Consider the following 24,737-nt stretch of genomic DNA (forward strand, 5'->3'; position numbering starts at 1 on the left):
ATTCAGCAATCTCTCCTCAGCCCTTTGAGAACTGAACCGGGATGGTGATTTCAAACTCGGCGCCGTCGCCGGTCGTCTGCAGCGGCCGGATCGTACCGCCATGGGAGCTCAGCATGGCGCGGACGATGCCGAGACCCATACCGTGCCGCCCTGCTCGCGGCGGGTGGAGAAGAACGGCTGTTCGGTCGCTGGCCGACGCTGAGTTCCAACAGGCTGGCGCCGTACCGAAAAGCGTTTTCGGCAAGGGGACGCAGCGAACATCACCCAATCAGTTGACTGGCTTGCCGAGATTTGTGAGCGGATCGTTGAAAAATGCCAGGACGCCTCATCGGAACCTTGGCGCACGTTTGGCATTGTGAAGCAGTTCGCAGGCGGTCGCGAACGGCCCAAAAAGTTTGAGCAACAGCGCTTGTTGCTCGGCGTCTATACGGTGTCGCGCGCAGAACTCGGTAACGGACCAGACTTTGGTCAGATCGTCCGTTTCGATTTGGCTGGGTTCGATATGTTCGGTCAACGGCGTATCCTCCGATACATCGAGCCTACCGCTCTCCGGCGTTTATAAGAACTAGCTAAAAAGAACTATGCCGTTTTGCAGACCTTCTGACAAGCGGAAATGAAAACGCCCGCCAATTGCGCGGCGGGCGTCGTGTCTTACTGATCTACCGTTGTCGCTCAAGCGATATGGGAAGAATCAAAATCCGTGCCGGTGATGTTGAGCGTCACCTTGGCGGTGTCCGTGTGGCCTTCGCCGTCGGAGATCTTGTAGTAGCGCAGAACTTCCGTGTAGGTCTGGCCCGCATTCAGATCGCTCGTCAGTTCGTAGGTGAATTCGCCGTTCGACTTGACATGGAACGTGCCATACGTGCCGGCGACGTCGGTAACGGCGTCATTATTGGCATCGACCTTGGTGCTCAGGAACTGGCGGAGGAACATCTTGCCGTTATCGCCGGCAATGTCGTTGTCCAGAACGTTACCAGCGATGGCGCTGCCTTCGGTGAAGTGGAAAGTATCGTCGACCGCGATCGGCTTGACCTGAGTGACGCCCTGGATGTTCAGGGTGAACAGACCGACGTCGGTATGACCGCTGCCGTCGGAGATCTTGTAGGAAACCTTCTCCTGGTAGGATTCACCATTGGCGAAGCCGATCTTGGCAGCGTCGCTCAGGACATAGGTGTAGCTGCCGTCCGGCTTGACGAAGAAGGTGCCGTAGTCGCCCTGGATCTCGGTGACCTGGCTGTTGCCGCTCTTGGCGCCAACGCTCGCGCCGTCGAAGGCACGCAGGAACAAGTGGCCGTTATCGGATGAATCGTTGGAAAGAAGATTTCCGGAAATTACGTCAGTTTCAAGAAAAGTTGCACTATCATCAGTTGCGTGTATCGGCGAAGCCATCGCTCTCTCCTAAAATTGTTTATCATCGGGTCAATTTCGACCTCTGCGAGCCGCTCCTTTAACAACCTATTAATACTACAAGTCAATGGCCTATTTAACGGAAGGTTAATTTGGCTGATGGTCTCCACGTTGCTTCCATTCCGGCGAAATAATGTCACATTCGAGCCGAATCTTAGAAATTTCGGCCCGAACTACACCCGGATAACTTGAATAAAATCGTATGAAGTATATCTGAAGGCGACTGGCGATGCCGACGTCGTGCTATCTGGGCCATCCGTTGCAATCGCAGCCGCCGATACCTATGTTGCGGATGTGCCCGATCCAAGCAAAATCGAAGCCCGCTTCTGGCCTGATTGAGGCGCTTTATGCATCGGTGCGCCTAGGGCCAGGTGATGCGCAATCCCACAAACAATCGATGACGCGGCCACGGCCGACGAAGGATTTCATTTTGAACGACATACATACAGCCACCGCCGTTGCGGCGGCGAGCCCGCGTGAGGATGACGAAGCTGTCCGTAGCGCTGCCAAGACTTGGAAGCCGTCTCCCTGCCTGCTCACCCGCCGTGAATTGCAGGCTTTGATCGCCGAGCAGCTCGGCTGAGCGCGATTGGCGCACCATCCAAACAAGGAGAACTCGAAATGCAGGTACTCGTCAGAGACAATAATGTCGATCAAGCACTCAGGGTCTTGAAAAAGAAAATGCAGCGCGAAGGGCTGTTTCGTGAAATGAAGGAACGGCGCGCTTATGAGAAGCCGTCCGAACGGCGTGTCAGGGAAAAGGCGCAGGCGATCAGCCGGCACCGCAAGGCCGCACGCAAGAAGATGCAGCGTGAAGGTCTGATCGCCGCGCCAAAACGGGCGGTGGCCGCCCGTTAGCGACCCATTCCGACCGGGTTTCGGCGGTTACATTCCCTGAAAGGAACAGACAATGGACGAACTCAATAGCCTCACCGTTTCGGAAGAACGCCTCGAGGATTGCCGCGATGTCGTGGAGCCGGATCTGCAGGATCTGATCCAGAGTGCTTTGACATCGGGCTTTTCCCGTGAAGAAATCCTCATCGCCGTCAGCGAACTGGTCGCGGAAGACTTCGCAATGGTCATGAAAACCCCAAGCGTCCATTGAGGCGCGGGCGCAGTGGCTATCAGAGCGTGGCTGCCGGCGCGGAACATCGGTCGCGGCAGATGGTTACTCCGTCTCCTTGACAGATGGAGATGATGATGGCCGAGCATGACGATGCGATGCGGGTATGGGAGCTGATCGACAAGATCGGGTTTTGCATGCTGACAACGCGCAGCAGCGACGATCTCAGAGCCCGCCCGATGTCCGCCTATACCGCGCAAATCGAGAACGCGATCTATTTTCTGACGGATGTCAGCAGCCACAAGGACGATGAGATCGTTCGCTGGCCAAATGTGTGCCTGGCCTTTGCCGACACCAAGGGACAAAAATATGTTTCCGTGTCAGGCACAGCCGAAGTGCAGAACGACCGCGACAAGATCAGGGAATTATGGGCGACGCCGGCAAAGGCGTGGTGGGACAATCCTGCTGACCCCTCCATCCGCATCCTCAAGATTACCCCTTCTTCGGCAGAATATTGGGACAGCCCGGGCACCATCATCAGCTATATCAAGATGGCGGCCGCCGCGGTCTCGAACAGCAAACCCGATATGGGCGACAATGCCGAGGTCAAACTCTGACGCTGAGATACGTTTTGCAGACGACGGGCCTTAGGCCTGGTTTGCCGATGCCTTGACGAAGTCGATGAAGGCCCGCAGCGGTGCGGGCACCAGGCGCCGACCGGGATAATAGAGGAACGGCCCGGAAAAGCTCTGCCACCACGGTTCGAGGATGGGTTCGAGCGCACCGCTGTCAAGATGCGGGCGCAGCCAGTCCTCGAAAACGGAGATGATCCCCGTGCCCGATATTGCGGCGTCGACGGCAAGATCCATTGCCCCGCCGACCCTCACGATCAATGGTCCGGTCGGTTCGACCCGTACCACCTCGTCGTCTCGCTCGAATTCCCATGGGGACGTCAGCGCACCGCTGGCAAAACGACCCAGCAGACAGGCATGGCCGAGCAACTCGCGAGGGTGTTGCGGCCGGCCACGGCGATCGAGGTAGTCGGGCGAAGCCGCAGTGGCAAAACGCTGGATGCGTGGCCCGATCGGCACTGCGATCATATCCTGCTCCAGCCGCTCGTCATAACGGATGCCTGCATCGCAGCCGGCAGCCAGCACGTCGACGAAGCTCTCCTCTGCAACGACTTCCAGCCGAATGTCGGGATAGGCGGCGAGGAACGGTGGAATGATGGCCGGCAGCACCAGCCGCGCCGCGCTGACCGGCACGTTGAGGCGCAACGCACCAGCCGGCCTGTCCCGAAATCCGTTGACCACGTCGAGGGCAGACTCCACCTCGCTCAAGGCAGGGCCCAGCCGATCCAATAGACCCTTGCCCGCTTCGGTGGGGACGACGCTGCGCGTCGTGCGGTTGAGCAGCCGAACACCGAGCTCGGCCTCCAGGCGTCGCACCGCTTCGCTGAGGAAGGAGGCGCTGCCGCCGCTGGCGCGCGCGCCCTCGCGAAAACCGCCGGCCCGCGCCACGGCAACGAACGCATTCAGATCACCCAGGTCGACTTTCATTGTTCGCCACTCCGCACAACCCGTGCGGTTTGTACCTGATTATCCCACGCGTCGACAGCGCCTATCTTGGTGTCATCTCTTGAAAGGAGTGAGACCATGTCCATTATCGATCAGGCCGGCAGTTTCAATCTCGGCGGTCGCAGCGTGAAGCGGCTCGGCTACGGCGCCATGCAGCTTGCCGGCCCCGGCGTGTTCGGCCCGCCCAGGAATCATGGCGCGGCCCTGGCCGTGCTGCGCGAGGCGGTGGAAAGCGGCGTCAATCACATCGACACCAGCGACTTCTACGGCCCGCACGTCACCAACCAGATCATCCGTGAAGCGCTCCATCCCTATCGCGACGATCTCGTCATCGTCACCAAGATCGGCGCCCGCCGCGGCACGGACGGATCATGGATTCCGGCCTTCTCGCGGGAGGAACTGACGCAGGCAGTCCACGACAATCTCCGCAATCTCGGCCTCGATGTGCTTGATGTCGTCAATCTCAGGATCATGTTCGACGTGCACGGCCCAGCCGAAGGGTCGATCGAAGCACCGCTGACGGTCCTCGCCGACCTGCAGCGGCAAGGTCTGGTTCGTCACGTCGGGCTGAGCAACGCCACATCGAGGCAGATCGCCGAGGGCCGCCGGATCACCGAGATCGTCTGCGTGCAGAACCAATACAATCTGGCGTATCGGGCCGACGACGAGCTGATCGACGATCTCGCCCGCGAAGGCACCGCCTACGTGCCGTTCTTCCCGCTCGGCGGGTTCACCCCGCTGCAGTCGTCCACCCTGTCCGATGTCGCCGCCCGCCTTGATGCCACGCCCATGCAGGTGGCGCTCGCCTGGCTGCTGCGTCGCGCGGAAAACATCCTGCTGATCCCGGGCACCTCGTCCGTCGGCCATCTCAGGGAGAACCTCGCCACCGCCAGCCTCGCACTGCCGGATGACGCCGTCTGGGAATTGAACCGCATGGCTGATATCGCCGCCTGACGGTTATCGCAAGATCGCAGCTGATCCCCGATCGCTACGCCACGCTATTGCATGGCGTAGCGGCACAATTCTGGGCCGCCGATTGCGGTCCCACTTCAATAGCGCTCCGGCACGAGCATTTCAGCCGGAACCGGCGCCCTATTGTAATCGGCGTGACGGATGCGGTCCGGCAACTGGATCTCCGGTTTCGGAACATCCTCGTAAGGGATCTGCTCGAGAAGATGGGCGATGCAGTTCAACCGCGCCCGTTTCTTATCCACGGCCTGCACCACCCACCAGGGTGCATCCTTGGTGTGCGTGCGCGCCAGCATCTCTTCCTTGGCCTTGGTATATTCCTCCCAATGGACACGGCTCTCCATATCCATCGGCGAGAGCTTCCACTGCTTCAGCGGATCGTGGATGCGCATCTTGAAGCGGAATTCCTGCTCTTCGTCGGTGATCGAAAACCAGTACTTGATCAGCACGATCCCGGAACGGACCAGCATCCGCTCGAATTCAGGCACCGAGCGGAAGAATTCCTCGAGTTCATCAGGGGTGCAGAACCCCATGACGCGCTCGACACCGGCGCGATTGTACCAGCTTCGGTCGAAGAGCACCATTTCACCGGCTGTCGGAAGATGCGGGACATAACGCTGGAAATACCATTGATGCCGCTCCCGCTCGGTCGGGGCGGGCAGCGCGACCGTCCGGCATACGCGAGGATTAAGCCGCTGGGTCACGCGCTTGATCGCGCCTCCCTTGCCGGCCGAATCCCGACCTTCAAACAGTACCACCACTTTCAGCTTCTTATGCTGAACCCAGTCCTGCAGCCGCACCAGTTCATGCTGAAGCCGGAAAAGCTCCCGGAAGTAGATCTTTCGCTCGAGCGTCTGCTCCGCCGGTTCCGACATTCCTTTGGCGACCAGATCGTCCAGCCGGTCTTCCTCCATCTGCATTTCCAGCTCCTCATCGAAGCTGTCGGCGATTTCGGCCTTGATCCGGTTGAGCTGGTCCTGATGTGATTGCGACATGGCCTTTTCCTTTTGCTTCTTTTGACAGGAGCATGTCAGTGCGAAGTTTGTGTGACGACCACTTCGCGAAGACCAAAACGGCTACTTGCCTCTCTCGTTCCACGCACTCGACAGAAACAGGTGCCGAGTGGGATCAGTGCGTCTACAGCTGCCCTGCTCGGTACTGGTCGACAAGGTTCCGGCAGGCGCGGATCGTCAGGGCCATGACGGTGAGCGTCGTGCCGGCGATGCCGCTGCCGGGAAAGGCGCTGGCATCGGTGACGATCAGGTTCGGCGCATCCCACACCTGGTTGTAGGGATTGAGCACCGAAGCCTCCGGGGTTTCGCCCATGCGCGCGCCGCCCGTCTCATGAATGGCCGCGCCCATGCACATGGTCTTGCGGAACCATGTGCGGAACATGAAACGGCTGAAGGCATCGGCTTCGGGAAAGGCGCCTTTGCCCATCTCCTTGAGGCCGGTGGGCGAACCAATGAATTCGAGGTCGCCGCCGACCTCCTTGATCATGGCAATCAGCGTTTCTTCCTGCCTTTTGAGCAGCGCCTGCTCCTCCTCCTGCATGACGCAGCGGATATGCGGCACGGGAATGTTCCAGGCATCCCTGCGCTTGGCGTCGAGCGTGATGCGATTGTCGGCATAGGGCAGCATTCGGCCGAAACCAAAGAAGGCGAGACGCGCATCTGCGTCCGCGGAGACCGGCGCCCGGCCGACGCTTCCCTGGTAGTCGAAATCGCCGCGGGCGGCGTCGCCCTCGCCGAAGCGGGGAATGAAGATCCCGCCCGACGGATTGTAGAACGGGTCGGTCGGCGCGGACTCGTCCGTCGCCCAACCCTTGGCCTTCGAAAAGGAGCCGAACGCGAGACACGGAAGCTGATCCATGAAATAGCGGCCGAGGGCGCCCGAACCGTTGCCAAGCCCGCCCGGATGTTTCGCCGAAGCCGAATTCAACAGCAATCGCACGCTCTCTATCGGCGAGGCCGAAAGCACAACCATCGCAGCCCGCGCGGTCGATACTTCGCCCGTATTGCGATCGATGAACTCCGCGCCGGTGGCGCGGCCCGTCTTCTCATCCGTGGTGATGCGACGAACGACGGCGTCGTAGCGGACGCTCAGCTGGCCGGTCGCCTTTGCTTCGCGCAGCGGTCGCGGCATGCGGTCGGCATCGGGCGCGATATAACGCCAGGAGACGACGTTCCGCTCCGGCCAGCGGCTTTCCACCGCCTGCTTAAAGGTCTGTTCGGCCGGCGTCAGGCTGGCCGGCTTCGCATAGACGCCGTCCGGCAGTGTCGCCACATTGTCCTTGTTGCCGTAGAGCCCGAGATAGCCCTCAACCTCGTCGTAGAAAGGCGTCAGCTCTTCATAGGAGACCGGCCAGTCGATGCCCTTTCCCGTGCGCGAGCGGAGCTTGAAATCGTCGTCGGTCCAGCGCAGCAGCACCCGGCCGAAACTGTGGAGGCGCCCGCCGCCCTGGCGGCCGCGGATCCACAGGAAGGGCGCGCCCTTCGGCGTCGTATAGGGGTTCTTGCGGTCGTTGACGAAGAAATGGCTGAAACGCTCGGTGAAAAACGCCGCACGCGCCTGGATCGGCTGGCCCTTGAGAGTGGCGCGCGCGCGCTCCCAGATATTGATGCTGCTTGCCGGCGCCTTCTTGCGGGCGGGATCGAAATCCTTCGGCCCGACGGCGGGACCGGCCTCGAGCAGCAGCACCGACAGTCCTTGGGCCGTCAGTTCTTTGACCGCAAATGAACCCGCGGCGCCGGAGCCGATCACCAGCGCATCATAGACGATCTCAGCCATGTCTTTTCAAATCCTGTCCTGGAGGCAATCCTCAAAACGGCGCGAAACGCGCCCGGAATTGCGGGAAAACAAAGGGACGGCACATCACAGCCGCGATCCATCGGCGCCGAAGAGGGACGCCTTGGCGATATCGAGCCCGGGAGCCAGAGCATCACCGGGCTCAAGGGTCACGTCGCCCATCAGCCGGAGCGAGAGGCTTTGGTCTGCCCAGTCGAACCAGACAACAGCATCCGGGCCCATCGGCTCGACCACAGAAACGCGGCCGGGAATGGTGGGCAGGCCACTGGTGAACCCATCGAGCACAAGGTGTTCCGGGCGAAAGCCGAGTGTAGCCGGGCCGTCCGCCGCAACGGCACGGAAAGAATAACCGGAAAGATCGATGGTCAGCCCGTTACCCCGGAAGACCGGCGCCCCGACGCTGCGCTCGATCCGGCCCTCGATAAAATTCATCGCCGGAGCGCCGATGAAACCGGCAACGAACAGATTGGCCGGGCGGCGGTAGATCTCGGCCGGGGAGGCGAGCTGCTGGATCACGCCATCGCGCATGATGGCGATGCGGTCGGCAAGCGTCAGGGCCTCGACCTGGTCATGGGTGACATAGATCATCGTATTGCCGAGGCGCTGATGCAGCTTCTTGATTTCGACGCGCAATTCGTTGCGCAGTTTGGCGTCGAGGTTCGACAGCGGTTCGTCGAACAGGAAAACATCGACTTCGCGCACCAGCGCCCGGCCGATGGCGACGCGCTGGCGCTGGCCGCCCGAAAGCGCGGCCGGGCGCCGGTCGAGCAGCTTGTCGAGGTGGAGAAGGGCGGCGGTGCGGGCAACACGCGCCTCGATCTCGGATTTCGGCAGGCCGGCGACGCGAAGTCCGAAGGAGAGGTTTTTGCGCACCGACATGCGGGGATAGAGCGCGTAGGACTGGAAGACCATGCCGATGCCGCGATCCTTCGGCTCCTCCCAGCTGACGTTCTTGCCGGAGATCCAGACCTCACCTGATGTAATCTCCTGAAGGCCGGCAATGGCGTTCAGAAGCGTGGACTTGCCGCAGCCGGAAGGGCCGAGCAGCACCAGGAACTCTCGTGGCGCGATGTCGATCGACATCTTCTCGATCACCGTATGGTCGCCATAGGCGATCTTCAGATCCTTGACGGAGACGGCAGATTGCATGGAAGCGTTACCCCTTGACGGCGCCGGCCGCGATGCCGCGCACGAACCAGCGGCCGGACAGGAAATAGATGGCGAGCGGAACAATGGCGGTGAGGATGGTCGCCGCCATGTTCACGTTGTAGGTGCGCTCGCCCATCGTGGTGTTGACGATATTGTTGAGCTGCACGGTCATCGGCAGGTTGTCGCGCCCGGCAAAGACGAGACCGAGCAGGAAGTCGTTCCAGATGCCGGTGAACTGCAGCATGGAGACCACGACGACCATCGGTACGGCAATCGGCAGCATGATCTCGAAAAAGATGCGCCAGAAGCCCGCGCCGTCGACGCGCGCCGCCTTGCAGAGCTCTTCCGGCACGCTGACGAAATAGTTGCGGAAGAGCAGCGTCACCAACGGCAGGCCGAAGATGACATGCACGAGGATGATACCCGCCAGCGAATTGTAGAGATCGATATTCGCCATCGCCCGGACCATCGGATAGAGGAAGATCTGGTAGGGGATGAGGCCGCCGGCCATCAGCAGACCGAAGAGCAGGTTTGCCCCGCGCGGCCGCCAAAGCGACAGCGCATAACCGTTGACGGCGCCGATGAAGACCGAGAGCGCGACCGAGGGAAGGGTGATCGCCACCGAATTCCAGAAGCCGCTGCGAATGCCGACGCAGACGGTTCCCATGCAGGCGCCCGACCAGGCGGTCATCCAGGCAGAGAAATCGAGCGTCGCCGGCAGGGAAAAGATCTGCCCGAGCCGGATTTCGTCCATGGACTTCAAGGAGGTGACGACCATGGTATAGAGCGGCAGAAGGAAGAACAGTGCGGCGACGACGAGGAAGGCATAGAGGCCGATGCGCCCGGCGGTGATCCGTGCCGGTTTCGGCCCGTTCGGATGAGGATCGGCCATCACGCGGCTCCCTTCGCTTTGTCGCGCATGTGCATGATGTAGCGGAATGGGGCGACGGCGATGATCACGCCGAGGACAAGCACCGTCGCGCCGGCTGTGGCGAGGCCGAGGTTCTGGCGTCCGAACAGATTGTCCATGATGAATTTCGCAGGCACCTCGGTCGCATTGCCGGGGCCGCCATTGGTCATGGCGACGACTATGTCATAGGTCTTGATCACGCCCATGGCGAGCAGCATGCCGGCGGCGGCCAGCGCCGGCCCGAGCTGCGGCAGGATGATCGAGACATAGATCCGCCAGACGGGAATGCCGTCGATCCGCGCCGCCTTCCACTGCTCGGCCTCGATGCCGCGCATGCCGGCGAGCGCAATGACCATGACCAGCCCCGCGCCCTGCCAGACGCCGGCAAGCACCAGCGCATAGATCGCCATGTCGCGGTTGACCACCCAGTCGAGGACGAAGCTTTCCCAGCCGAGCGAGCGCACGCTTGCCTGGATGCCGAGCGTCGGATTGAGCATCCATTGCCAGATCAGTCCCGTCACCACGAAGGACATGGCGTAGGGATAGAGGAATATGGTCCTGAAGGCGCTTTCGAAACGGATCTTGCGGTCCAGTGCTGCGGCCAGCAGGAAGCCGAGCAGCAGACAGCCTGCGACGTAAAGGACGCCGAAGATCAACACGTTTTGCAGCGATGCCAGCCATTTGGCGGAAGAGAAGAGCTTCGAATATTGGGCGAAGCCGACATAGCTCGAGGACGGAAAGAGCGTCGAATTGGTAAAGGACAGCCGGATCGACCAGGCCATGGTGCCGATGAAGACCACGACCGCAACGAACCATGTCGGCAGCAGCGCGATGGTGGCGGAAAGATTGGGCTTGCGTTTGACGGACATCGGCCAGCTCGTTGACGGAATGGAAAGCAGGGCTGGCGCCGCCGCGCGAGGCGGCGCCCGGCAGCTGTGGCGTCGGGTCAGACCGACGCCACAGTCACTATCCTACTCGAAGATGGCGAAGAAGTTTTCGGCCGCAGCGCCTGCATCGTTCGAGCCGCCGCTCCAATATTCGTCGACGAAATCGTCGAGCGCACCGACCTGCTGGGGCGTCAGCACGATCGCCTGATCCGGCACGATGGCGCCGGCGCTCATCAGCTCGACGCCCTTCTGGGCGCAGGCGTCCAGCTTCGACTTGTCGACGTCGGCGCGCATCGGAACCGAGCCCTTCTTGAGAGCAAATTCGACCTGGATGGTCGGGTCCATGACGACTTCGGCGAGCAGTTTCTGGGCCTTGTCGGTTTCGGCCTTGCCTGTTTTGGGGAACCAGAGGGCGTCGGCGATGTAGACCATGCCCTTCGACTCCGGAACGATCATGCAGCCGTAGTCCTTGCCCGGCTCCTTGCCGGCGACGGTGAATTCGCCTTTGGCCCAGTCGCCCATGAACTGCACGCCGGCTTTGGCGGTGATCAGCATGGCGGTCGCATCGTTCCAGTTGCGGCCGGCGGCACCCGCGTCGACATAGCCGCGCAGCTTACCGAGGACTGCAAGTGTCTTTTTCACGCCCTCGACCGATGCCGGGCTCTTGTCCTTGTCGACATAGATCTTCAGGAATCCGTCGATGCCGACCTGCGAGAGCAGGATCATGTTGAAGACCTTGGTCTGCTGCCAGGGCTGGCCGCCCCAGGCGACCGGAACCATACCGGCAGCCTTCAGCTTGTCGAGATCGGCAAAGAGCTCGTCCCAAGTCTTGGGCTCTTGCGCGATGCCGGCCTTGCCGAAGGCTTCCTTGGAATAAAAGAGCCAGCTTTCGCCATGGGCACCGGTCGGCGCAAGGTAGACCTTGCCGTCATAGGAGATGAGATCATGGATCGATTTCGGCAGGGCGTCGGCCCATTTGCCGCCGGCGGCCACGTCGTCGATCGGATTGAACAGGCCCTGGTTGATGAAATCGGCGGCAGCCAGCCCGATGACGCCCTGCTTGGCGCCGGGCGCGTCACCGGCGACGATGCGGTTCTGGAAGGCGGCATCGGCGGCGCCGAAGCCGGCGATCGAGGAATCCTTCCAGACGCCGCCGCGTTTTTCGAACTCGGTCTTGATGACGTTGAGGGCCGCCGCTTCGCCGCCCGACGTCCAGGACGACATGATCTCGATCGTCGGCTTGTCCTCGGCATGCGCCGAGGTCATGAGACCGGCGAATGCCACGCCGGCAAGAAAAAGCTTCATCATGGTCTTCATAGTTCCACCTCTTGAAAATGCCCTCTTTGCGGGGCGTTTGTTGTCGTCGGAATTGTTGTCAGCGATAGATCGGCAGGAGCGCCTGCCGGACGAGCGTGAGCCCGTTGGCGATGTCGCGGACGGGATCCGGCGCGGCATCGAGTTCGAGGATCGCCCAGCCTTCATAGGCCCGGTCGCGCAGCAGCCGGATCCAGGCCGGCCAGTCGACCCGTCCGAGGCCGAAGCTGCAGAAATAGGGCTGGTGGCGTTCATGGATATGCTTGTCGATCGGCGTGTCGGCGGGCATCGGGCCGATCGCATCCTTCCAGTGGGCGATGATCATGCGCTCGTGATGGCGATCGACGAGTTGGACGGGATCGGAGCCGGCAACGATGATGTGGGCGGTGTCCGGACACATGTGCACATAGGCCGGGTCGGTCAAAAGCATCATCAGATCGACGTCGCGCGCGGCGGCAAAGATCGAGTGCGCCTCGGTGTGCAGCGCCAGCCGTACGCCCCTGGCATGGAGGGTCGCGCCGAGCCGGTTCAGAAAATCGGCGATCACCTTGGCGCGGTCGAAATCATGGAACTGCACCGGCTGGGCGCCGAGCGTCTGGCGTAAGGGCGCGCCGATCACCATGATGTCGCTGCCGCAGGCTTTCAGGAAGTCGGCATAGCGTTCCGCCTTGTCGATCAGCGCGCGCTGGGCCGCGGGCTCGGCGAAGTCGCCGGCCGCCTCAAGTTCCGCAAAGAAACCGCTGCACAGCGTCAGACCGCGTGTTGACAGCTCGGCTGCGAAAGCATCGACGGAACCATAGGTCTTGATCGCGTCCTGCCAGTTGAAGGGAGAAAAGGTCAGCTCGACGCCGGTAACGCCGGAGGCCTGGACACTGTCGAGGATCTTGTCCCAGAAGGCCCGCGGCTCGGCGCGTGCATGGTCGACGATCGCATCGTGGCTGTCGACGCCCCAGAAGCCGGGATGGAAGAATGTCACGAGATCGACGCCGAAGCGCAGCCTATCGCCAGAAGCCATAACCTATCCATTTCTCGAGGCATGACCTACCCGCGTGCGGAAGGAGAGTTCCGCATCCAATAAGCCATGGATTTTCAACGCATTAAGAAATGGCAATCGTTTGCCATGACTAGATAATAGCCAAGCCGGTTTTTTAAGCAAGCGGTTTTTGGCAAACGTTTGCTAAAAACCGTCGCCTGTCCTAGAGTTGCAAATCGAAGCATCCGGGAGAATGAAATAAACATGAACAAAAACAAGGATGTGGCCGGAGAGGAACCATCGGGCGCTTTGATGGCCGATGTTGCCAGGCTCGCCGGTGTGGCGATATCGACGGTCAGCCGGGCGCTCGCCAATCCCGGACGGGTCAACGAGAAGACGCGCGCCAAGATCAATGCCGCAGCCAGGCAACTCGGCTACACCCCGAATGCGATGGCGCGCGGCCTCAGGGTCGGCAAATCCAACATCATCATGATCATCCTGCCGGGATCGCTCTATTACGGCGTCTCGCAGATCATTCCGCAGGTGCTGCAGAGCATCAACAAGTCGCTGATCCAGGGCGGCTATAACCTGATGATCGCCAACCTCGATCGCGACGAGATTTCCGAACGGCATATTCTCGACCTGGCATTCGGCGGCAGCGTGCGCGGCGCCATCATCCTGTCGTCGAAGCTTCCAGAGGTGGACGGGCGTTCGCTGGCGAATTCCGGCCTGCCGATCGTGTCGATGCTGCTCGACATGAGCGATGCCGGCCTGCAGAGCGTGGTCACCAACGACCGCGAGGCAGTGCGCGACGTCACGGCCGAACTGATCCGGCTGGGCCATCGACGGTTCTTCTATCTCGCCGGGCCTGAAGGCAATTATCACGATGTCGAGCGTTATGCCGGCGTGCTCGAGGCGCTCGAGGCGGCTGGCCTGTCCGACGAGCTGGTGCGCCGCTCGGGTGGTCATCTTGATTATCAACACGGCTTCGATATTGGAGTGCAGGCAGCGGACGATTTCGCGCAACTGACCGAGAAGCCGACAGCGGTGATCGCCACCAGCGACGACATGGCCATCTCATTTGTCAGCTGCATCCAGCGGGGGGGCTTGCGCATTCCCGATGATCTGTCCGTCGTCTCCTTCGACGGCTCGCCCGTCTGCGAATTCTCCTCACCGCCGCTCTCGACGATCGAGCAGCCGGTGGAAGAGATGGGACGCGCGGCGGTCGATCTGCTGCTCGACGCCATTGACCAGCGGCAAAAGACGGCGGAGGTCCGCACCGTCATCCGCAGCAGGCTTATCCTGCGGGAGAGCGTCGCCGCCCCGAAGAGCTGATGATGACGAAACCGGCCTCGCTGGCGAGATGCCCTATCGGGCGCTGATTGCACTCCATCAAAACTTCGTCTGACCCCATCAGTCTGCACGTCGTGCTACGAAAAATCACAACACCGAGCGACTTGCGATGTCAGGTCCGCGCGGTGGAATTCTGAAATTCCGAGCACGCACATGGACCTCTCGAAGATCAAGACGCTGATCGACTTTGTCGGACGATCGAACATTAGCGAGCTGACCGTGACTGAAAAGGACGTGACGGTGCGGATTTTCCGCACGTCGCCGGGTCAGGAGGCTGTTGCCGAGCCCTCGAAGGAGCCGGAATCGACGACAAATCCCGTCTCCCAAGCGCCTTCGAGCGTCAAGAAAACCTCCTATGCGGTAAAGGCGCCCGTCTTCGGCGTTCTGCACAAGGCCCCGGCGCCCGGGGAGCCGCCATTTGTCGCGATCGGTGACGCGGTGGAGGAGGGGCAGACGCTCTTCATCATCGAAGCGATGAAGGTCTTCAACACGATCGCCGCGCCGCGGTCCGGGCGCATCACGCACCTAACCCATATCGACAATGGCGAGGTCGAGACCGGCGACCTGCTCGCGGAGATTGGCTGATGCCGGAAACGCCTGAACAATCTGCGGCCGGCCGCTTCGATACCGTTCTGATCGCCAATCGCGGCGAGATCGCCGCCCGGATCCAGCGCGCCTGCCGCGAGCTCGGCCTCAAGACGGTCGCCATCTGTTCCGAGGCGGATAGGCAAGCGCCTTACGGCAGTACCGCCGACAGCTTTCTCTGCATCGGCCCGTCGAGCGCCGCCAAGAGCTATCTCAATCAGGACGCCATCCTTCTGGCGGCGCGTCTTGCCGGTGCGGGCGCCATCCATCCGGGTTACGGTTTTCTGTCGGAAAACGCCGCCTTCGCCGACGCCGTCGACAAGGCCGGGCTGATTTTCATCGGTCCGACCGCGTCATCGATTGCGATCATGGGCGATAAGATCTCGGCAAAGCGGGCGATGATGGCGGCCGGCGTACCCTGCGTTCCCGGCCCGGACACGGCGCTGCCCGACGACCCTGCCACCATCGAGCGCACAGCGCTGGAGATCGGATATCCCGTTATCATCAAGGCAGCCGGCGGTGGCGGCGGACGCGGCATGCGCGTCGTGCCAAAGGCCGATATGTTGCATGAAGCAATCGCGTTGACGCGGGAAGAGGCTCGCAAGGCCTTCGGCTCCCCCGCCCTCTACATGGAGAAATTCTTAGAGCATCCGCGCCACATCGAGATCCAGGTCATTTGCGACGATCACGGCAATGCCGTGTGGCTCGGACACCGGGATTGCTCGATGCAGCGCCGCCATCAGAAAGTGGTTGAGGAGGCGCCGGCGCCGGGGATCGCACCCGACATCATCCAGCCGGTCGGCATGGCCTGCGTGCAGGCCTGCCTTCAGATCGGCTACCGGGGGGTCGGAACTTTCGAATTTCTCTATGAGGACGGCGCCTTCTATTTCATCGAGATGAACACCCGACTTCAGGTCGAACATCCCGTCACCGAGATGACGAGCGGTGTCGATATCGTCCAGGCTCAAATCAGGGCGGCTCAGGGTCACGTTCTGGATCTCATCCAAGGCGATGTGACATGCGGAGGCCATTCCTTCGAATGCCGCATCAACGCCGAGGATCCGGAAACCTTCCTGCCGTCGGCGGGTGTCGTCACCCGTCTGGCCTTGCCCGAGGGACCAGGCATCCGTGTCGATACGCATATTCATGCCGGCTACAAGGTTTCGCCCTATTACGATTCGCTGATCGCCAAGCTGATCGTCCATGCGCCGACGCGGACCGAAGCGATGGCAAGAATGCGCGAAGCGCTTGCCGGCACCGAGGTCGAAGGGATTTCCACCAATATCCCCTTCCTGCGCGTTTTATTCGAGGACGACGCATTCGCGCGCGGTGAGACCGACATTCACTATCTCGAACAATGGCTGAAGCTGCGGAGGGCGGCATGAGCGCGATCGATTTCAGCGATCCGGCGACCATCGCATTGCTCACCGAGGCGCTGACGGCCGCCGGCGTGGACGGCCTTGAAATCTCCCGGCCGGGCGGACAGCTTCGTATCGTCGTCGCCGGAAAAAGCGGCGCCCGTGTCAGCTCGAGCGAAGCGACGCCACGCGCTCCCGGCTCAGCATCCGCCGTCGTAAAGGCGCCGATGGCGGGCCGCTTCTGCGTCGAGCATCCGGCCGACTCCGCCGCGCCGCAAAAACTGCCGCGCTCCGTATCCGATGCGGATATCGTCGGCTTCATCGGGGTAGGGCATATCCTGCTTCCCCTTCGCGCCGGCCGCTCCGGTGTTTTGACCAGGCTGCTCGCAGAACCCGGCGCGCCGGTCGGCTTCGGTGATCCTCTGTTCGAAATCGAGCTCCAGCCATGATCGTCACGACGAACAGACATGCATCGCAACGTGAGATCGTTCCGGCCACCAACAGCCGGGCGCGAGTTTCCTCGATCGGCGCCAGATCCTTCCTGCTCGAGGCACCAGGCGATTTCGACCTCGTTGCGCAGCGGCGGATCTGGGCTCTGTCCCAGACGGTGAAGAGCTGGCCGGACCTTGCGGAAAACATTCCCGGCATGACCAACCTGCTGGTGATCTTCAAGGAGACGCCCGAAGTTCCCGATACGATGGTCGCCCGGCTGCTGGAGGCATGGGAGAATGCGCGCAGCATCGATCTCAACGGCAAGACCATCGAGATCCCCGTCCATTACGGCGGCGAACATGCGACCGATCTTGCAGCCCTTTGCGATCTCTCGGGGCTCAGCGACCGCGAGGTCGTGCGCATCCATCATGAAGCGACCTACCGTGTCTTCGCCTTGGGCAGCGCTCCCGGTTTCGGTTATCTGCATGGCCTCGATCCGCGTATCTACATGCCGCGAAAGACCGTTCCCTCGTTGAAGATGCCGAAGGGCTGCGTGACCATCGGCGGCATGCAGACCGGCGTCGCCATGCTCACGGGTCCGAATGGCTGGAATTCCATCGGCTTTGCCACGCTTGAGATGTTCGACCCCACCTCGCCGAGCCCTGCCATGATGGCGCCGGGCGATACGGTGCGCTTCCTGCCGGCGAGGATCGAATTATGATCGAGATTTTGGAAAGCGGCCCGTTCAACACGGTGCAGGATCTTGGCCGCCCCGGCTATCGCGACATCGGCGTGTCGGCGAGCGGCGCCATGGATCCGCTGGCGGTCCGGATCGGCAACATTCTCGTCGGCAATGACGACAATGCGGCTGTGATCGAGGTGCAGACCTTCCCGCTCAGCCTGCGTTTCGAGCAGCGTGTGGTCTTTGCCGTGACCGGCGCCGACGGCAATCCTCATCTCAACGGATCGGAACTGCTTGCCTGGTGCGCCTATACGGCAGAGCCCGGAGAGGTTCTCGAACTGAAGCAGCCGCCGCGGCTCGCACGTGCCTATATTTCGCTCGGAGGCGGGCTGGATATTCCCGTTGTCATGGGTTCGCGCAGCACGTCGCTGCGCGGTGGTTTCGGTGGCAATGCCGGCCGGCCTCTGGCGAAGGGCGATCGGATCGCGGTCGGCGAGGACGCCGAGATCGCCATGCTGCCGGCCTCGGGTCTCGCCGTCGTCGAACCGGCCGTGGCACTGCGCGATGTCTTCCCCGCACCTGTCGACGGCGCATTGACGATCCGCGCGCTGCCGGCCGGCGAGCATGATCTTTTCGCCGGAGATGGCGAAGCCTTCTGGAGCCAGACCTGGAGGATTTCCTCCCGCAGCGACCGGACGGGCTATCGCCTGTCCGGCGAACCGATCAAGCCGACGGCGTCCATCGAGATGCGCTCCCACGGCGTCGTGCCCGGCGTGATCCAGGTTCCGCCCGGTGGCGAACCGATCGTGCAGATGAGCGATGCGAACACCGCCGGCGGCTATCCGAAGATCGCTGGCGTGATCGAATGCGACCTGTGGCGGCTCGGCCAAGCCCGCATCGGCGCCCGCCTGCGCTTCGTTCGCTCGACGCATGCGGAGGCCCGCGCGGTGGAACAGGCAGTCGCCCGCTATGTCGGCGACGTCAGGCAGACATGCCGGATGGTCAAGCGCGCCCTGAAGGCGATGGCCTAATGGGTGTCTCCCAAAAGGCCGTCAAAAGGAGGAACCGATGAAGATCGATCTGAATTCCGACATGGGCGAAGGATTTGGCCCCTACCGGCTGTGCGACGACGAAGCGATGATGAAACTCGTCTCGTCGGCCAACATCGCCTGCGGTTTCCACGGCGGCGACCCCGAGATCATGGGGCGCATGGTCCGGCTCGCGAAGCTGAACGGCGTCGGCATCGGCGCGCATCCCGGCCTGCCTGATCGGCTCGGCTTCGGCCGGCGCGAAATACCGTTTCCGGCAGACGAGCTTCGCCAGCAGATGCTCTATCAGCTCGGCGCACTGATGGCGATCGCCAAAGCCGAGGGTGTCACTGTCTCCCATATCAGCTTCCACGCGGCGATGGGCAATATGGTCAATCGCGATCCTGTGCTAGCCGACCTGATGATGGATGCAATCGCCACGGTCGATGCCGGTCTCGTCGTCTTCGTCACCCATGGCAGCGAGATTCAGCAGGCGGCGAAACGCGCGCGTTTGAAGACGCTGGCGCTTTTCCTCGCCGACCGGGCCTATGACGCCGGCGGGAAACTCGTCGCGCGCGGGCTGCCTGGGGCCGTCATTAAGGATGAAGCCGCCGTACGTGCGCGTGTCCGACAATTCCTGCTCGACGGAACCGTTCAGACGATCGACGGAGCCGTAATCGCCATGCCGGCCCGCTCCATTCTCGTCCACAGCGACACGCCGGGCGCCCTGGAACTTGCCGGCATCGTGCGCGGCGAGATCGAAGCCACGGGTGCCGCGCTCGCGCCCGCCGCCGAACTCGCCGACTGACGCAATCCCGATCGCCTGCGGGCGGTCTCCCGTTCCCATCTCTCATCGAAGGACCATGTCGATGTCCGTCATCGCTGACCGCCTGAAAAACGTCTCCATCTCCGCATCCGCCGCCATGACCCAGCGCGCCAGGGAACTTGCCGCCAAGGGCATCAAGGTCGTCAGCCTGTCATCCGGCGAGCCGGATTTCCCCACCCCGGCGCACGCAATCGAAGCGGCCCATGCGGCAGCTCTTGCCGGCGATACGAAATATCCGCCGATGGACGGCACGCCGGCGCTGAAGGCCGCCATCATCCGGAAGTTCAAACGCGACAATAATCTCGACTACGATGCCAGCCAGATCGTCGTCTCCGGCGGCGGCAAGCAGGTGATCTTCAATGCCATGCTGGCCACCTGCAATCCGGGCGACGAGGTCGTTATTCCCACGCCCTCCTGGGTCAGCTATGCCGATATCGTCAAATTCGCCGGCGGCGTCCCGGTTCCGGTCCCCTGCTACGAGCAGGCCGGCTTCAAGCTGCGTCCGGAGGATCTGGAGGCGGCGATCACGCCGCGCACCAAATGGCTCTTCCTGAATTTCCCGAACAATCCCACCGGCGCGGCCTGCTCCCGGGCGGAGATGGCCGCCATCGCCGAGGTCATGCTGCGCCATCCCAACGTCTGGATCATGACCGACGACATCTACGAACACCTGGTCTATGACGACTTCCAGTTCTGCACGATCGCCGAAGTCGAGCCCAGGCTCTATGAGCGCGTTTTAACGATGAACGGCGTCTCCAAGGCTTACGCGATGACAGGCTGGCGGCTCGGCTTCTGCGCCGGGCCGAAAGACCTGATCTCCGCCGTCAGCAACGTCAACGGCCAGAATGGCGGCGGTATCGCGACGCTGACGCAGGCTGCGGCGACCGCGGCGCTTGATGGTCCTCAGGATCTCTTGAAGGAGCGTGCCGCGATCTACAAGGAAAGACGCGACTTCGTCCTCGACAGATTGTCTGAGGTGGAAGGGCTGCGGTGCCATCGGCCCGAAGGCGCCTTCTACATCTACCCCAATATCTCCGGGCTGATCGGCAAGACCAGCAAGGGCGGGCGAAAGATCGAGACCGACGTCGATTTCGTCATGGCACTCGTCGAAGAGCATCATGTCGCGACCGTGCAAGGGGCGGCTTACGGAATGAGCCCCTTCTTCCGTATTTCCTATGCGACCAGCATGGAAAAGCTCGGCGAAGGCTGCGCGCGCATAGCTCAGTTCTGCAGGGATATGCGCTGAGCGTAGCCCCCTCAGACTTTCAGCCGTGCCGTCAGCTCGAGAAGGATGTCGCGGACGGCAAGGGCCGGTTCCGACAGGGGATTCTGGTCGGAAACGCATAGCGACAGAGTTTCCTCGATCCGTGGTGAGACGAGCCGGCAGATCAGCGGCTCGCTCGATTCCGACACGATACGATCGGCAATGGCTTTCGGCATGATCGTCGCGCCGAGGCCGCTGCCGACCGCGCGGGCCAGCGTGCGGACGATTTCGACTTCGGCCACGACCTTCAGATTGGTGCGGGTGCGCGTGAAGGCGGTGTCGACTGCGCGGCGGACGAAATTATAGGCCGGCGGCAACAGCAGCGGTATTCCGTCGAGCGCATTGACCGGAACGGGTTTCGCATCCGCTTCGATCGCAAAGTCGCGATGCGCGACAAGAAAAAACTCTTCGCTGAGGATCGGTTCGAACCGGACGCCCTTGATCGGTCCGGTTCCGTGGAGAAGCGCCATCTCCAGCCGGCCGTTCATGATCATCTGGCTATAGGTCTGCCCGACGCTTTCGGTCAGATGCAGCAGGATGCCGGGATGGCGTTTACGGGTCTCCGCCAGGAGGTCGACCGATAGCGTGGCGGCACTGCTGAACGGCACGAGACCGACCGAGACGCGCCCGGCAAGCGAATTGCCGGCTGCCGACGCATCCGCTTGCGCCTGCTCCATCTGCCGAAGGATGATCTGCGCATGGCGATACACCGCATGCCCCGCATCGGTCATGCTGACGCCCTGCTGGCTGCGGATCAGCAGCTTGTGGCCGAAATGTTCCTCCAGTGCCGCAAGCTGCTGGCTGAGGGCGGGTTGGGCAATGTGCAAAAGATCCGCCGCTCGCGTGATGCTGCCGCTGTCGACGATCACGATGAAAGATTTGAGGCGTCTGATGTCCATGAGGATCGGGGTACCGTTCTGATGTGCGTGGCTTACATGTTTGCAGACGCGCAATGCTTTTGCAACGCGACACGGTCTCTGACAGCCCGAGGGACCGGTGATGCCGACATCACCTGTTTCTCTTCTTCGGCAGCCGTCTCGCCTCCATAACCGTTGCTTATTGCTCCAGAGATAATCGGTCTTAGGCAAGGGGTTAAAGCTTCGCTACTGTCTCGATCAACAACAAGGGAACGACAATGCCATTCTCCGACTACAAGACCGCACTGGTGACCGGCGCATCCTCCGGTATCGGCGCAGCCGTGGTTGAGCGGCTCCGCCGGGAGAACATCGAGGTCCATGCCATTGCCCGCAGCGCCGACGCGCTGCAGCAGCTGGCCGCACGCACGGGCTGCATCGCCCATGTCACCGATGTGACCGACCGTCAGGCCATGGCCGAGCTCACCCGCCGGGTGGAGTTCGATATTCTCGTCAACAATGCCGGCGTCGATCGGCCGAAGAAGTTCCTGGAAGCCGAAGAGGGCGATATCGATCTCATCGTCGACGTCAATCTCCGCGCAGTCCTGCATCTCTGCCGCCTGGTCGTGCCCGGCATGGTGGCGCGGGATCGCGGGCATGTCATCAACATCTCGTCGATCGCCGGCGCCTATAATTTCGGTGGCAACTCGTCCTATCACGCCACCAAGGCAGGGGTGAGCATGCTGTCCAACCAGCTGCGCATCGACGCCTTCGGCAAGCGGGTGCGGGTCACGGAAATCTGCCCCGGCCGGGTCGCCACGGATATTTTCAATCACGTCCACGGCGATGACCCGAGCATCCGCGAACGGTTCATCGACGGCTTCGAACTGCCGCAGGCAGCCGATATAGCAGACGCGATTGCCTTCGCCATCGCAGCCCCCGTCGCCGTCAACATCGGACACATGGAGATCACGCCGACACTGCAGGTCATGGGTGGCCTGCAGACGGCAAAGCCCCAGACTCCGGCAAAGACGGCTCAATCCGGGGAGCCAAATCCGTGAGCGGTTTCGACCTTTCGGCAATCCTGGCAAATCCGGAATATACCGCCATGCTGCTGCATGGCATCGAGATGACCTTCATCATCTATGCCGGTTCCTGGTCGATGGCGATGGTGCTGGCGCTTCTGCTGCTGGCTTTGCGTTTGTCGCCCTTTCGCTTTGGCGATCCGTTAGTCGCCGCTTACGTCTCCTATCACCGCAACGTCCCCACCCTGGTTCAGCTGATGCTGTGGTATTTCGGGATTTTCACCCTGATGCCAAGCGGGGTGTCGTCGTGGCTCGCCATCCATAATGCCGAGGCCATTTTCGCGGTGATCGGGCTCGGCCTCTGCCAGGCGGCTTATTTCAGCGAGGATCTTCGGTCGGGCGTGCGCTCGGTCAGCCCCGGCCAGATGCAGGCGGCCCGCGCCCTCGGCCACGGTTATATCTCGGCGATGCGTTTCGTCATCATGCCGCAGGGCGTGCGCAACGCATTGCCGCCGCTCATCAATCACAGCGTTTCCCTGTTCAAGAACAGCAGTCTGGCCGTCGTCATCGGGGCCTCGGAACTGACGCATGCCGTCAAGGAAATCGAGAACCTCAGCTTCCGGACCTTCGAGATCTACCTGATCGGCACGGTTCTCTACCTTTTCTTCTCGCTCGTGATCATGAGCATCGGCGCCTATGTATCGATGCGCACCGATCCTGCCAGGAGTGCGCGCGCATGATCCACGACATGATCGCCATCGTCCGGGACTACTGGCTGCTGCTCTTGATCGGCCAATATCCGAACGGACCGCTCGGCGGGCTCGCCAACACGCTGATCCTGTCGGCGCTCAGCATCGCTCTCGCCTTTCCGGTCAGCATCCTCTTCGCATTGGCGCGGCTCTCCAAGTCGGCGCTGCTGCGCTGGCCGGTCACGGCACTCGTCTATTTCACCCGGGGCGTGCCGCTGTTGATGCTCATCCTGTGGAGCTATTTCCTGGTTCCGCTCATGACCGGCGCCGATGTGCCGAGCTTCGTCACGATGTTGACGACGCTCGTTGTCTATCAAAGCGCGTTCCTGAGCGAAGTGGTCCGTGCCGGCATCGTCGCGCTCGGACCGGGCCAGATGGATGCGGGGCGTGCGCTTGGCCACAGCTATATCGGTGCAATGCGCTTCATCATCCTGCCGCAGGCGCTCTACAACATGATCCCGAGCATCATCTCCACCTTCGTCTCGACGATCAAGGACACGACGCTCGGCTACGTGATCAACGTGCCGGACCTGACCTTTGCCGCAAGCCAGGTCAACAACCAGCTGCTGACGCAGCCTTTCCAGGTCTTCCTCATCCTGGCGATCGTCTACTTCGCCATCTGCTGGACGCTCACCCACTTCGCAAATCGCCTCGAGCGGCGCATCACGCGGCGGCGTGCGGGACTTTCCGGCCTTCCCGCCGCCTCTCTGGTCGCGCCATCGAAAATCATCTCGGAGCAGCTATGACCATGACAGTCCCAGCACAGGAACAGCAGACGATCCGGCTTTCCCAGGTCTGCAAGAGCTACGGCGACTATCCGGTCCTCAAGGATATCGATGCGCAGGTGGCGCGTGGCGAGGTCGTGGTCATCTGCGGACCGTCCGGCTCGGGGAAATCGACGCTGATCCGCACGATCAATCGCCTCGAAGAGATCAACAGCGGCTCGATCACGCTCGACGGGCAAAACATTCACGCCGCCATGCGGGCAAAGGAACTCAACGCGCTGCGCAGCCGGATCGGCTTTGTGTTTCAGAACTTCAACCTGTTTCCGCATCTTTCGGTGGTCGAAAACGTGTCGATGTCGCCGATCCGGGTGAAAGGCGTGGCGCCCGACGTCGCCGAGGAGAAGGCGCTCAAGCTTCTCGATCGGGTCGGTCTTGCCGACAAGGCCCGGGCCTATCCCGGTCAGCTGTCAGGCGGCCAGCAGCAGCGGGTGGCGATCGCCCGCGCCCTTGCCATGGAACCGCCGGTCATGCTGTTCGACGAGCCGACCAGCGCACTCGATCCCGAAATGGTCGGCGAAGTGCTCGCCGTCATGAAGAGCCTGGCGTCCGAAGGCATGACCATGCTCTGCGTCACCCATGAAATGGGTTTCGCGCGCGACGTCGCGGATCGGATCTGGTTCATCGATGCCGGCCAGATCATCGAAATGGCGACACCCGAAGAATTCTTCAACAATCCACGCCATCCCCGGGCTCAGCGTTTTCTCGCTGATCTCCGGCATTGATACCAACCACCAAAAAC

Annotated in this window: 28 protein-coding genes and 1 pseudogene; 17 read left to right on the forward strand and 12 right to left on the reverse strand. The window is 61.9% G+C overall.

Annotation, left to right across the window (positions count from 1 at the left end):
* Positions 1–16 precede the first annotated feature (16 nt).
* From FHT79_RS00720 to FHT79_RS00730, 3 genes and pseudogenes are all read right to left on the reverse strand, one after another.
* Positions 17–180, reverse strand: a pseudogene (locus FHT79_RS00720) (ATP-binding protein); the annotation flags it as partial.
* Positions 181–325: 145 nt separating this feature from the next.
* Complete coding sequence (locus FHT79_RS00725) at positions 326–514, reverse strand: hypothetical protein (RefSeq protein WP_028757536.1); 189 nt, start codon at positions 512–514, stop codon at positions 326–328.
* Positions 515–672: 158 nt separating this feature from the next.
* The gene (locus tag FHT79_RS00730) at positions 673–1,389 is read right to left on the reverse strand and encodes an Ig-like domain-containing protein (protein ID WP_028755949.1); all 717 of its coding nucleotides are present in this window, start codon (positions 1,387–1,389) and stop codon (positions 673–675) included.
* Between the two features lie 247 nt (positions 1,390–1,636).
* Here FHT79_RS00730 and FHT79_RS00735 point away from each other — a divergent pair, with 247 nt between their 5' ends.
* From FHT79_RS00735 to FHT79_RS00750, 4 genes are all read left to right on the forward strand, one after another.
* Positions 1,637–1,990: a hypothetical protein gene (locus FHT79_RS00735; protein WP_049812707.1), complete on the forward strand. Its 354-nt coding sequence runs from the start codon at positions 1,637–1,639 to the stop codon at positions 1,988–1,990.
* Between the two features lie 38 nt (positions 1,991–2,028).
* Entirely contained in the window at positions 2,029–2,265 is a 237-nt protein-coding gene (gene rpsU / locus FHT79_RS00740; RefSeq protein WP_028755950.1) for a 30S ribosomal protein S21, read from the forward strand.
* Between the two features lie 52 nt (positions 2,266–2,317).
* Positions 2,318–2,512, forward strand: coding sequence for a hypothetical protein (locus FHT79_RS00745; protein WP_028755951.1), 195 nt, complete (start codon positions 2,318–2,320; stop codon positions 2,510–2,512).
* A gap of 95 nt (positions 2,513–2,607) precedes the next feature.
* Complete coding sequence (locus tag FHT79_RS00750) at positions 2,608–3,087, forward strand: pyridoxamine 5'-phosphate oxidase family protein (RefSeq protein ID WP_028755952.1); 480 nt, start codon at positions 2,608–2,610, stop codon at positions 3,085–3,087.
* Positions 3,088–3,117: 30 nt separating this feature from the next.
* Here FHT79_RS00750 and FHT79_RS00755 read toward each other — a convergent pair whose 3' ends face one another.
* Complete coding sequence (locus FHT79_RS00755; protein WP_028757537.1) at positions 3,118–4,029, reverse strand: LysR family transcriptional regulator; 912 nt, start codon at positions 4,027–4,029, stop codon at positions 3,118–3,120.
* 96 nt (positions 4,030–4,125) lie between these two features.
* On the opposite strand from FHT79_RS00755, the gene FHT79_RS00760 reads away from it, so the two are divergent.
* Entirely contained in the window at positions 4,126–5,001 is an 876-nt protein-coding gene (locus FHT79_RS00760; RefSeq protein ID WP_028755954.1) for an aldo/keto reductase family oxidoreductase, read from the forward strand.
* A gap of 95 nt (positions 5,002–5,096) precedes the next feature.
* Here the strand turns inward: FHT79_RS00760 and ppk2 are convergent, their stop codons facing one another.
* From ppk2 to FHT79_RS00795, 7 genes are all read right to left on the reverse strand, one after another.
* Positions 5,097–6,011: a polyphosphate kinase 2 gene (ppk2, locus tag FHT79_RS00765; RefSeq protein WP_028756039.1), complete on the reverse strand. Its 915-nt coding sequence runs from the start codon at positions 6,009–6,011 to the stop codon at positions 5,097–5,099.
* Positions 6,012–6,153: 142 nt separating this feature from the next.
* Positions 6,154–7,806, reverse strand: coding sequence for a GMC family oxidoreductase (locus tag FHT79_RS00770; protein ID WP_028756032.1), 1,653 nt, complete (start codon positions 7,804–7,806; stop codon positions 6,154–6,156).
* 84 nt (positions 7,807–7,890) lie between these two features.
* On the reverse strand, positions 7,891–8,973 hold the full coding sequence (locus tag FHT79_RS00775; protein WP_028756033.1) for an ATP-binding cassette domain-containing protein: 1,083 nt from the start codon (positions 8,971–8,973) through the stop codon (positions 7,891–7,893).
* A gap of 7 nt (positions 8,974–8,980) precedes the next feature.
* Positions 8,981–9,865, reverse strand: a complete 885-nt coding sequence (locus tag FHT79_RS00780; RefSeq protein WP_028756034.1) for a carbohydrate ABC transporter permease — start codon at positions 9,863–9,865, stop codon at positions 8,981–8,983.
* The gene (locus FHT79_RS00785) at positions 9,865–10,752 is read right to left on the reverse strand and encodes a sugar ABC transporter permease (protein ID WP_028756035.1); all 888 of its coding nucleotides are present in this window, start codon (positions 10,750–10,752) and stop codon (positions 9,865–9,867) included. The genes FHT79_RS00780 and FHT79_RS00785 overlap by 1 nt, the downstream gene beginning before the upstream one ends.
* Positions 10,753–10,854: 102 nt before the next feature.
* A complete protein-coding gene (locus tag FHT79_RS00790; RefSeq protein WP_028756036.1) occupies positions 10,855–12,087 on the reverse strand; it encodes an ABC transporter substrate-binding protein in 1,233 nt (410 codons plus the stop codon).
* Positions 12,088–12,145: 58 nt separating this feature from the next.
* Positions 12,146–13,099: a sugar phosphate isomerase/epimerase gene (locus FHT79_RS00795; RefSeq protein WP_028756038.1), complete on the reverse strand. Its 954-nt coding sequence runs from the start codon at positions 13,097–13,099 to the stop codon at positions 12,146–12,148.
* 222 nt (positions 13,100–13,321) lie between these two features.
* Here FHT79_RS00795 and FHT79_RS00800 point away from each other — a divergent pair, with 222 nt between their 5' ends.
* From FHT79_RS00800 to FHT79_RS00835, 8 genes are all read left to right on the forward strand, one after another.
* Positions 13,322–14,392 (forward strand): LacI family DNA-binding transcriptional regulator, encoded by a 1,071-nt coding sequence (locus FHT79_RS00800; protein ID WP_028756037.1) that lies wholly within the window; start codon positions 13,322–13,324, stop codon positions 14,390–14,392.
* Positions 14,393–14,563: 171 nt separating this feature from the next.
* Entirely contained in the window at positions 14,564–14,995 is a 432-nt protein-coding gene (locus FHT79_RS00805; protein ID WP_097542524.1) for an acetyl-CoA carboxylase biotin carboxyl carrier protein subunit, read from the forward strand.
* The gene (locus FHT79_RS00810) at positions 14,995–16,380 is read left to right on the forward strand and encodes an acetyl-CoA carboxylase biotin carboxylase subunit (RefSeq protein ID WP_028758235.1); all 1,386 of its coding nucleotides are present in this window, start codon (positions 14,995–14,997) and stop codon (positions 16,378–16,380) included. The genes FHT79_RS00805 and FHT79_RS00810 overlap by 1 nt, the downstream gene beginning before the upstream one ends.
* Positions 16,377–16,802 carry an acetyl-CoA carboxylase gene (locus FHT79_RS00815; RefSeq protein WP_028758234.1) on the forward strand — a complete coding sequence of 142 codons (426 nt, stop codon included), beginning with the start codon at positions 16,377–16,379 and terminating at the stop codon, positions 16,800–16,802. The genes FHT79_RS00810 and FHT79_RS00815 overlap by 4 nt, the downstream gene beginning before the upstream one ends.
* On the forward strand, positions 16,799–17,506 hold the full coding sequence (gene pxpB, locus FHT79_RS00820) for a 5-oxoprolinase subunit PxpB (RefSeq protein WP_097542525.1): 708 nt from the start codon (positions 16,799–16,801) through the stop codon (positions 17,504–17,506). The genes FHT79_RS00815 and pxpB overlap by 4 nt, the downstream gene beginning before the upstream one ends.
* The gene (locus FHT79_RS00825; protein WP_183902854.1) at positions 17,503–18,498 is read left to right on the forward strand and encodes a biotin-dependent carboxyltransferase family protein; all 996 of its coding nucleotides are present in this window, start codon (positions 17,503–17,505) and stop codon (positions 18,496–18,498) included. Before pxpB ends, FHT79_RS00825 begins: the two co-directional genes overlap by 4 nt.
* A gap of 37 nt (positions 18,499–18,535) precedes the next feature.
* Positions 18,536–19,303 (forward strand): 5-oxoprolinase subunit PxpA, encoded by a 768-nt coding sequence (locus FHT79_RS00830; RefSeq protein WP_097542527.1) that lies wholly within the window; start codon positions 18,536–18,538, stop codon positions 19,301–19,303.
* Between the two features lie 61 nt (positions 19,304–19,364).
* Positions 19,365–20,567, forward strand: a complete 1,203-nt coding sequence (locus FHT79_RS00835) for a pyridoxal phosphate-dependent aminotransferase (protein ID WP_097542663.1) — start codon at positions 19,365–19,367, stop codon at positions 20,565–20,567.
* 11 nt (positions 20,568–20,578) lie between these two features.
* On the opposite strand, the gene nac is transcribed toward FHT79_RS00835, so the two are convergent.
* A complete protein-coding gene (nac, locus tag FHT79_RS00840; RefSeq protein WP_028759096.1) occupies positions 20,579–21,538 on the reverse strand; it encodes a nitrogen assimilation transcriptional regulator NAC in 960 nt (319 codons plus the stop codon).
* Positions 21,539–21,720: 182 nt separating this feature from the next.
* Between nac and FHT79_RS00845 the strand changes: the two genes are divergently transcribed.
* The 4 genes from FHT79_RS00845 to FHT79_RS00860 are packed head-to-tail and all read left to right on the forward strand — an operon-like array spanning position 21,721 to position 24,720.
* Entirely contained in the window at positions 21,721–22,500 is a 780-nt protein-coding gene (locus tag FHT79_RS00845; RefSeq protein WP_097542528.1) for an SDR family oxidoreductase, read from the forward strand.
* On the forward strand, positions 22,497–23,204 hold the full coding sequence (locus FHT79_RS00850; RefSeq protein ID WP_097542529.1) for an amino acid ABC transporter permease: 708 nt from the start codon (positions 22,497–22,499) through the stop codon (positions 23,202–23,204). The genes FHT79_RS00845 and FHT79_RS00850 overlap by 4 nt, the downstream gene beginning before the upstream one ends.
* Entirely contained in the window at positions 23,201–23,959 is a 759-nt protein-coding gene (locus tag FHT79_RS00855; protein ID WP_028755771.1) for an amino acid ABC transporter permease, read from the forward strand. Before FHT79_RS00850 ends, FHT79_RS00855 begins: the two co-directional genes overlap by 4 nt.
* A complete protein-coding gene (locus FHT79_RS00860; protein ID WP_028755772.1) occupies positions 23,956–24,720 on the forward strand; it encodes an amino acid ABC transporter ATP-binding protein in 765 nt (254 codons plus the stop codon). The genes FHT79_RS00855 and FHT79_RS00860 overlap by 4 nt, the downstream gene beginning before the upstream one ends.
* The last annotated feature ends 17 nt before the right edge of the window (positions 24,721–24,737 follow it).

It is taken from the genome of Rhizobium sp. BK212 (genome assembly GCF_014197475.1).
GTDB lineage: Bacteria > Pseudomonadota > Alphaproteobacteria > Rhizobiales > Rhizobiaceae > Rhizobium > Rhizobium anhuiense.

Excerpts from the sequence above, each read along its gene's own strand:
- FHT79_RS00815 (WP_028758234.1), top strand. The coding sequence starts at position 16,377 with ATGAGCGCGATCGATTTCAGCGATCCGGCGACCATCGCATTGCTCACC.
- FHT79_RS00785 (WP_028756035.1), bottom strand. The coding sequence starts at position 10,752 with ATGTCCGTCAAACGCAAGCCCAATCTTTCCGCCACCATCGCGCTGCTG.
- FHT79_RS00755 (WP_028757537.1), bottom strand. The coding sequence starts at position 4,029 with ATGAAAGTCGACCTGGGTGATCTGAATGCGTTCGTTGCCGTGGCGCGG.
- FHT79_RS00800 (WP_028756037.1), top strand. The coding sequence starts at position 13,322 with ATGAACAAAAACAAGGATGTGGCCGGAGAGGAACCATCGGGCGCTTTG.
- pxpB (WP_097542525.1), top strand. The coding sequence starts at position 16,799 with ATGATCGTCACGACGAACAGACATGCATCGCAACGTGAGATCGTTCCG.
- FHT79_RS00770 (WP_028756032.1), bottom strand. The coding sequence starts at position 7,806 with ATGGCTGAGATCGTCTATGATGCGCTGGTGATCGGCTCCGGCGCCGCG.
- FHT79_RS00855 (WP_028755771.1), top strand. The coding sequence starts at position 23,201 with ATGATCCACGACATGATCGCCATCGTCCGGGACTACTGGCTGCTGCTC.
- FHT79_RS00745 (WP_028755951.1), top strand. The coding sequence starts at position 2,318 with ATGGACGAACTCAATAGCCTCACCGTTTCGGAAGAACGCCTCGAGGAT.
- FHT79_RS00805 (WP_097542524.1), top strand. The coding sequence starts at position 14,564 with ATGGACCTCTCGAAGATCAAGACGCTGATCGACTTTGTCGGACGATCG.
- FHT79_RS00830 (WP_097542527.1), top strand. The coding sequence starts at position 18,536 with ATGAAGATCGATCTGAATTCCGACATGGGCGAAGGATTTGGCCCCTAC.
- FHT79_RS00810 (WP_028758235.1), top strand. The coding sequence starts at position 14,995 with ATGCCGGAAACGCCTGAACAATCTGCGGCCGGCCGCTTCGATACCGTT.
- FHT79_RS00775 (WP_028756033.1), bottom strand. The coding sequence starts at position 8,973 with ATGCAATCTGCCGTCTCCGTCAAGGATCTGAAGATCGCCTATGGCGAC.
- FHT79_RS00735 (WP_049812707.1), top strand. The coding sequence starts at position 1,637 with ATGCCGACGTCGTGCTATCTGGGCCATCCGTTGCAATCGCAGCCGCCG.
- FHT79_RS00795 (WP_028756038.1), bottom strand. The coding sequence starts at position 13,099 with ATGGCTTCTGGCGATAGGCTGCGCTTCGGCGTCGATCTCGTGACATTC.
- rpsU (WP_028755950.1), top strand. The coding sequence starts at position 2,029 with ATGCAGGTACTCGTCAGAGACAATAATGTCGATCAAGCACTCAGGGTC.
- FHT79_RS00750 (WP_028755952.1), top strand. The coding sequence starts at position 2,608 with ATGGCCGAGCATGACGATGCGATGCGGGTATGGGAGCTGATCGACAAG.
- FHT79_RS00780 (WP_028756034.1), bottom strand. The coding sequence starts at position 9,865 with ATGGCCGATCCTCATCCGAACGGGCCGAAACCGGCACGGATCACCGCC.
- FHT79_RS00790 (WP_028756036.1), bottom strand. The coding sequence starts at position 12,087 with ATGAAGACCATGATGAAGCTTTTTCTTGCCGGCGTGGCATTCGCCGGT.
- FHT79_RS00825 (WP_183902854.1), top strand. The coding sequence starts at position 17,503 with ATGATCGAGATTTTGGAAAGCGGCCCGTTCAACACGGTGCAGGATCTT.
- FHT79_RS00860 (WP_028755772.1), top strand. The coding sequence starts at position 23,956 with ATGACCATGACAGTCCCAGCACAGGAACAGCAGACGATCCGGCTTTCC.
- FHT79_RS00760 (WP_028755954.1), top strand. The coding sequence starts at position 4,126 with ATGTCCATTATCGATCAGGCCGGCAGTTTCAATCTCGGCGGTCGCAGC.
- FHT79_RS00730 (WP_028755949.1), bottom strand. The coding sequence starts at position 1,389 with ATGGCTTCGCCGATACACGCAACTGATGATAGTGCAACTTTTCTTGAA.
- FHT79_RS00835 (WP_097542663.1), top strand. The coding sequence starts at position 19,365 with ATGTCCGTCATCGCTGACCGCCTGAAAAACGTCTCCATCTCCGCATCC.
- FHT79_RS00845 (WP_097542528.1), top strand. The coding sequence starts at position 21,721 with ATGCCATTCTCCGACTACAAGACCGCACTGGTGACCGGCGCATCCTCC.
- ppk2 (WP_028756039.1), bottom strand. The coding sequence starts at position 6,011 with ATGTCGCAATCACATCAGGACCAGCTCAACCGGATCAAGGCCGAAATC.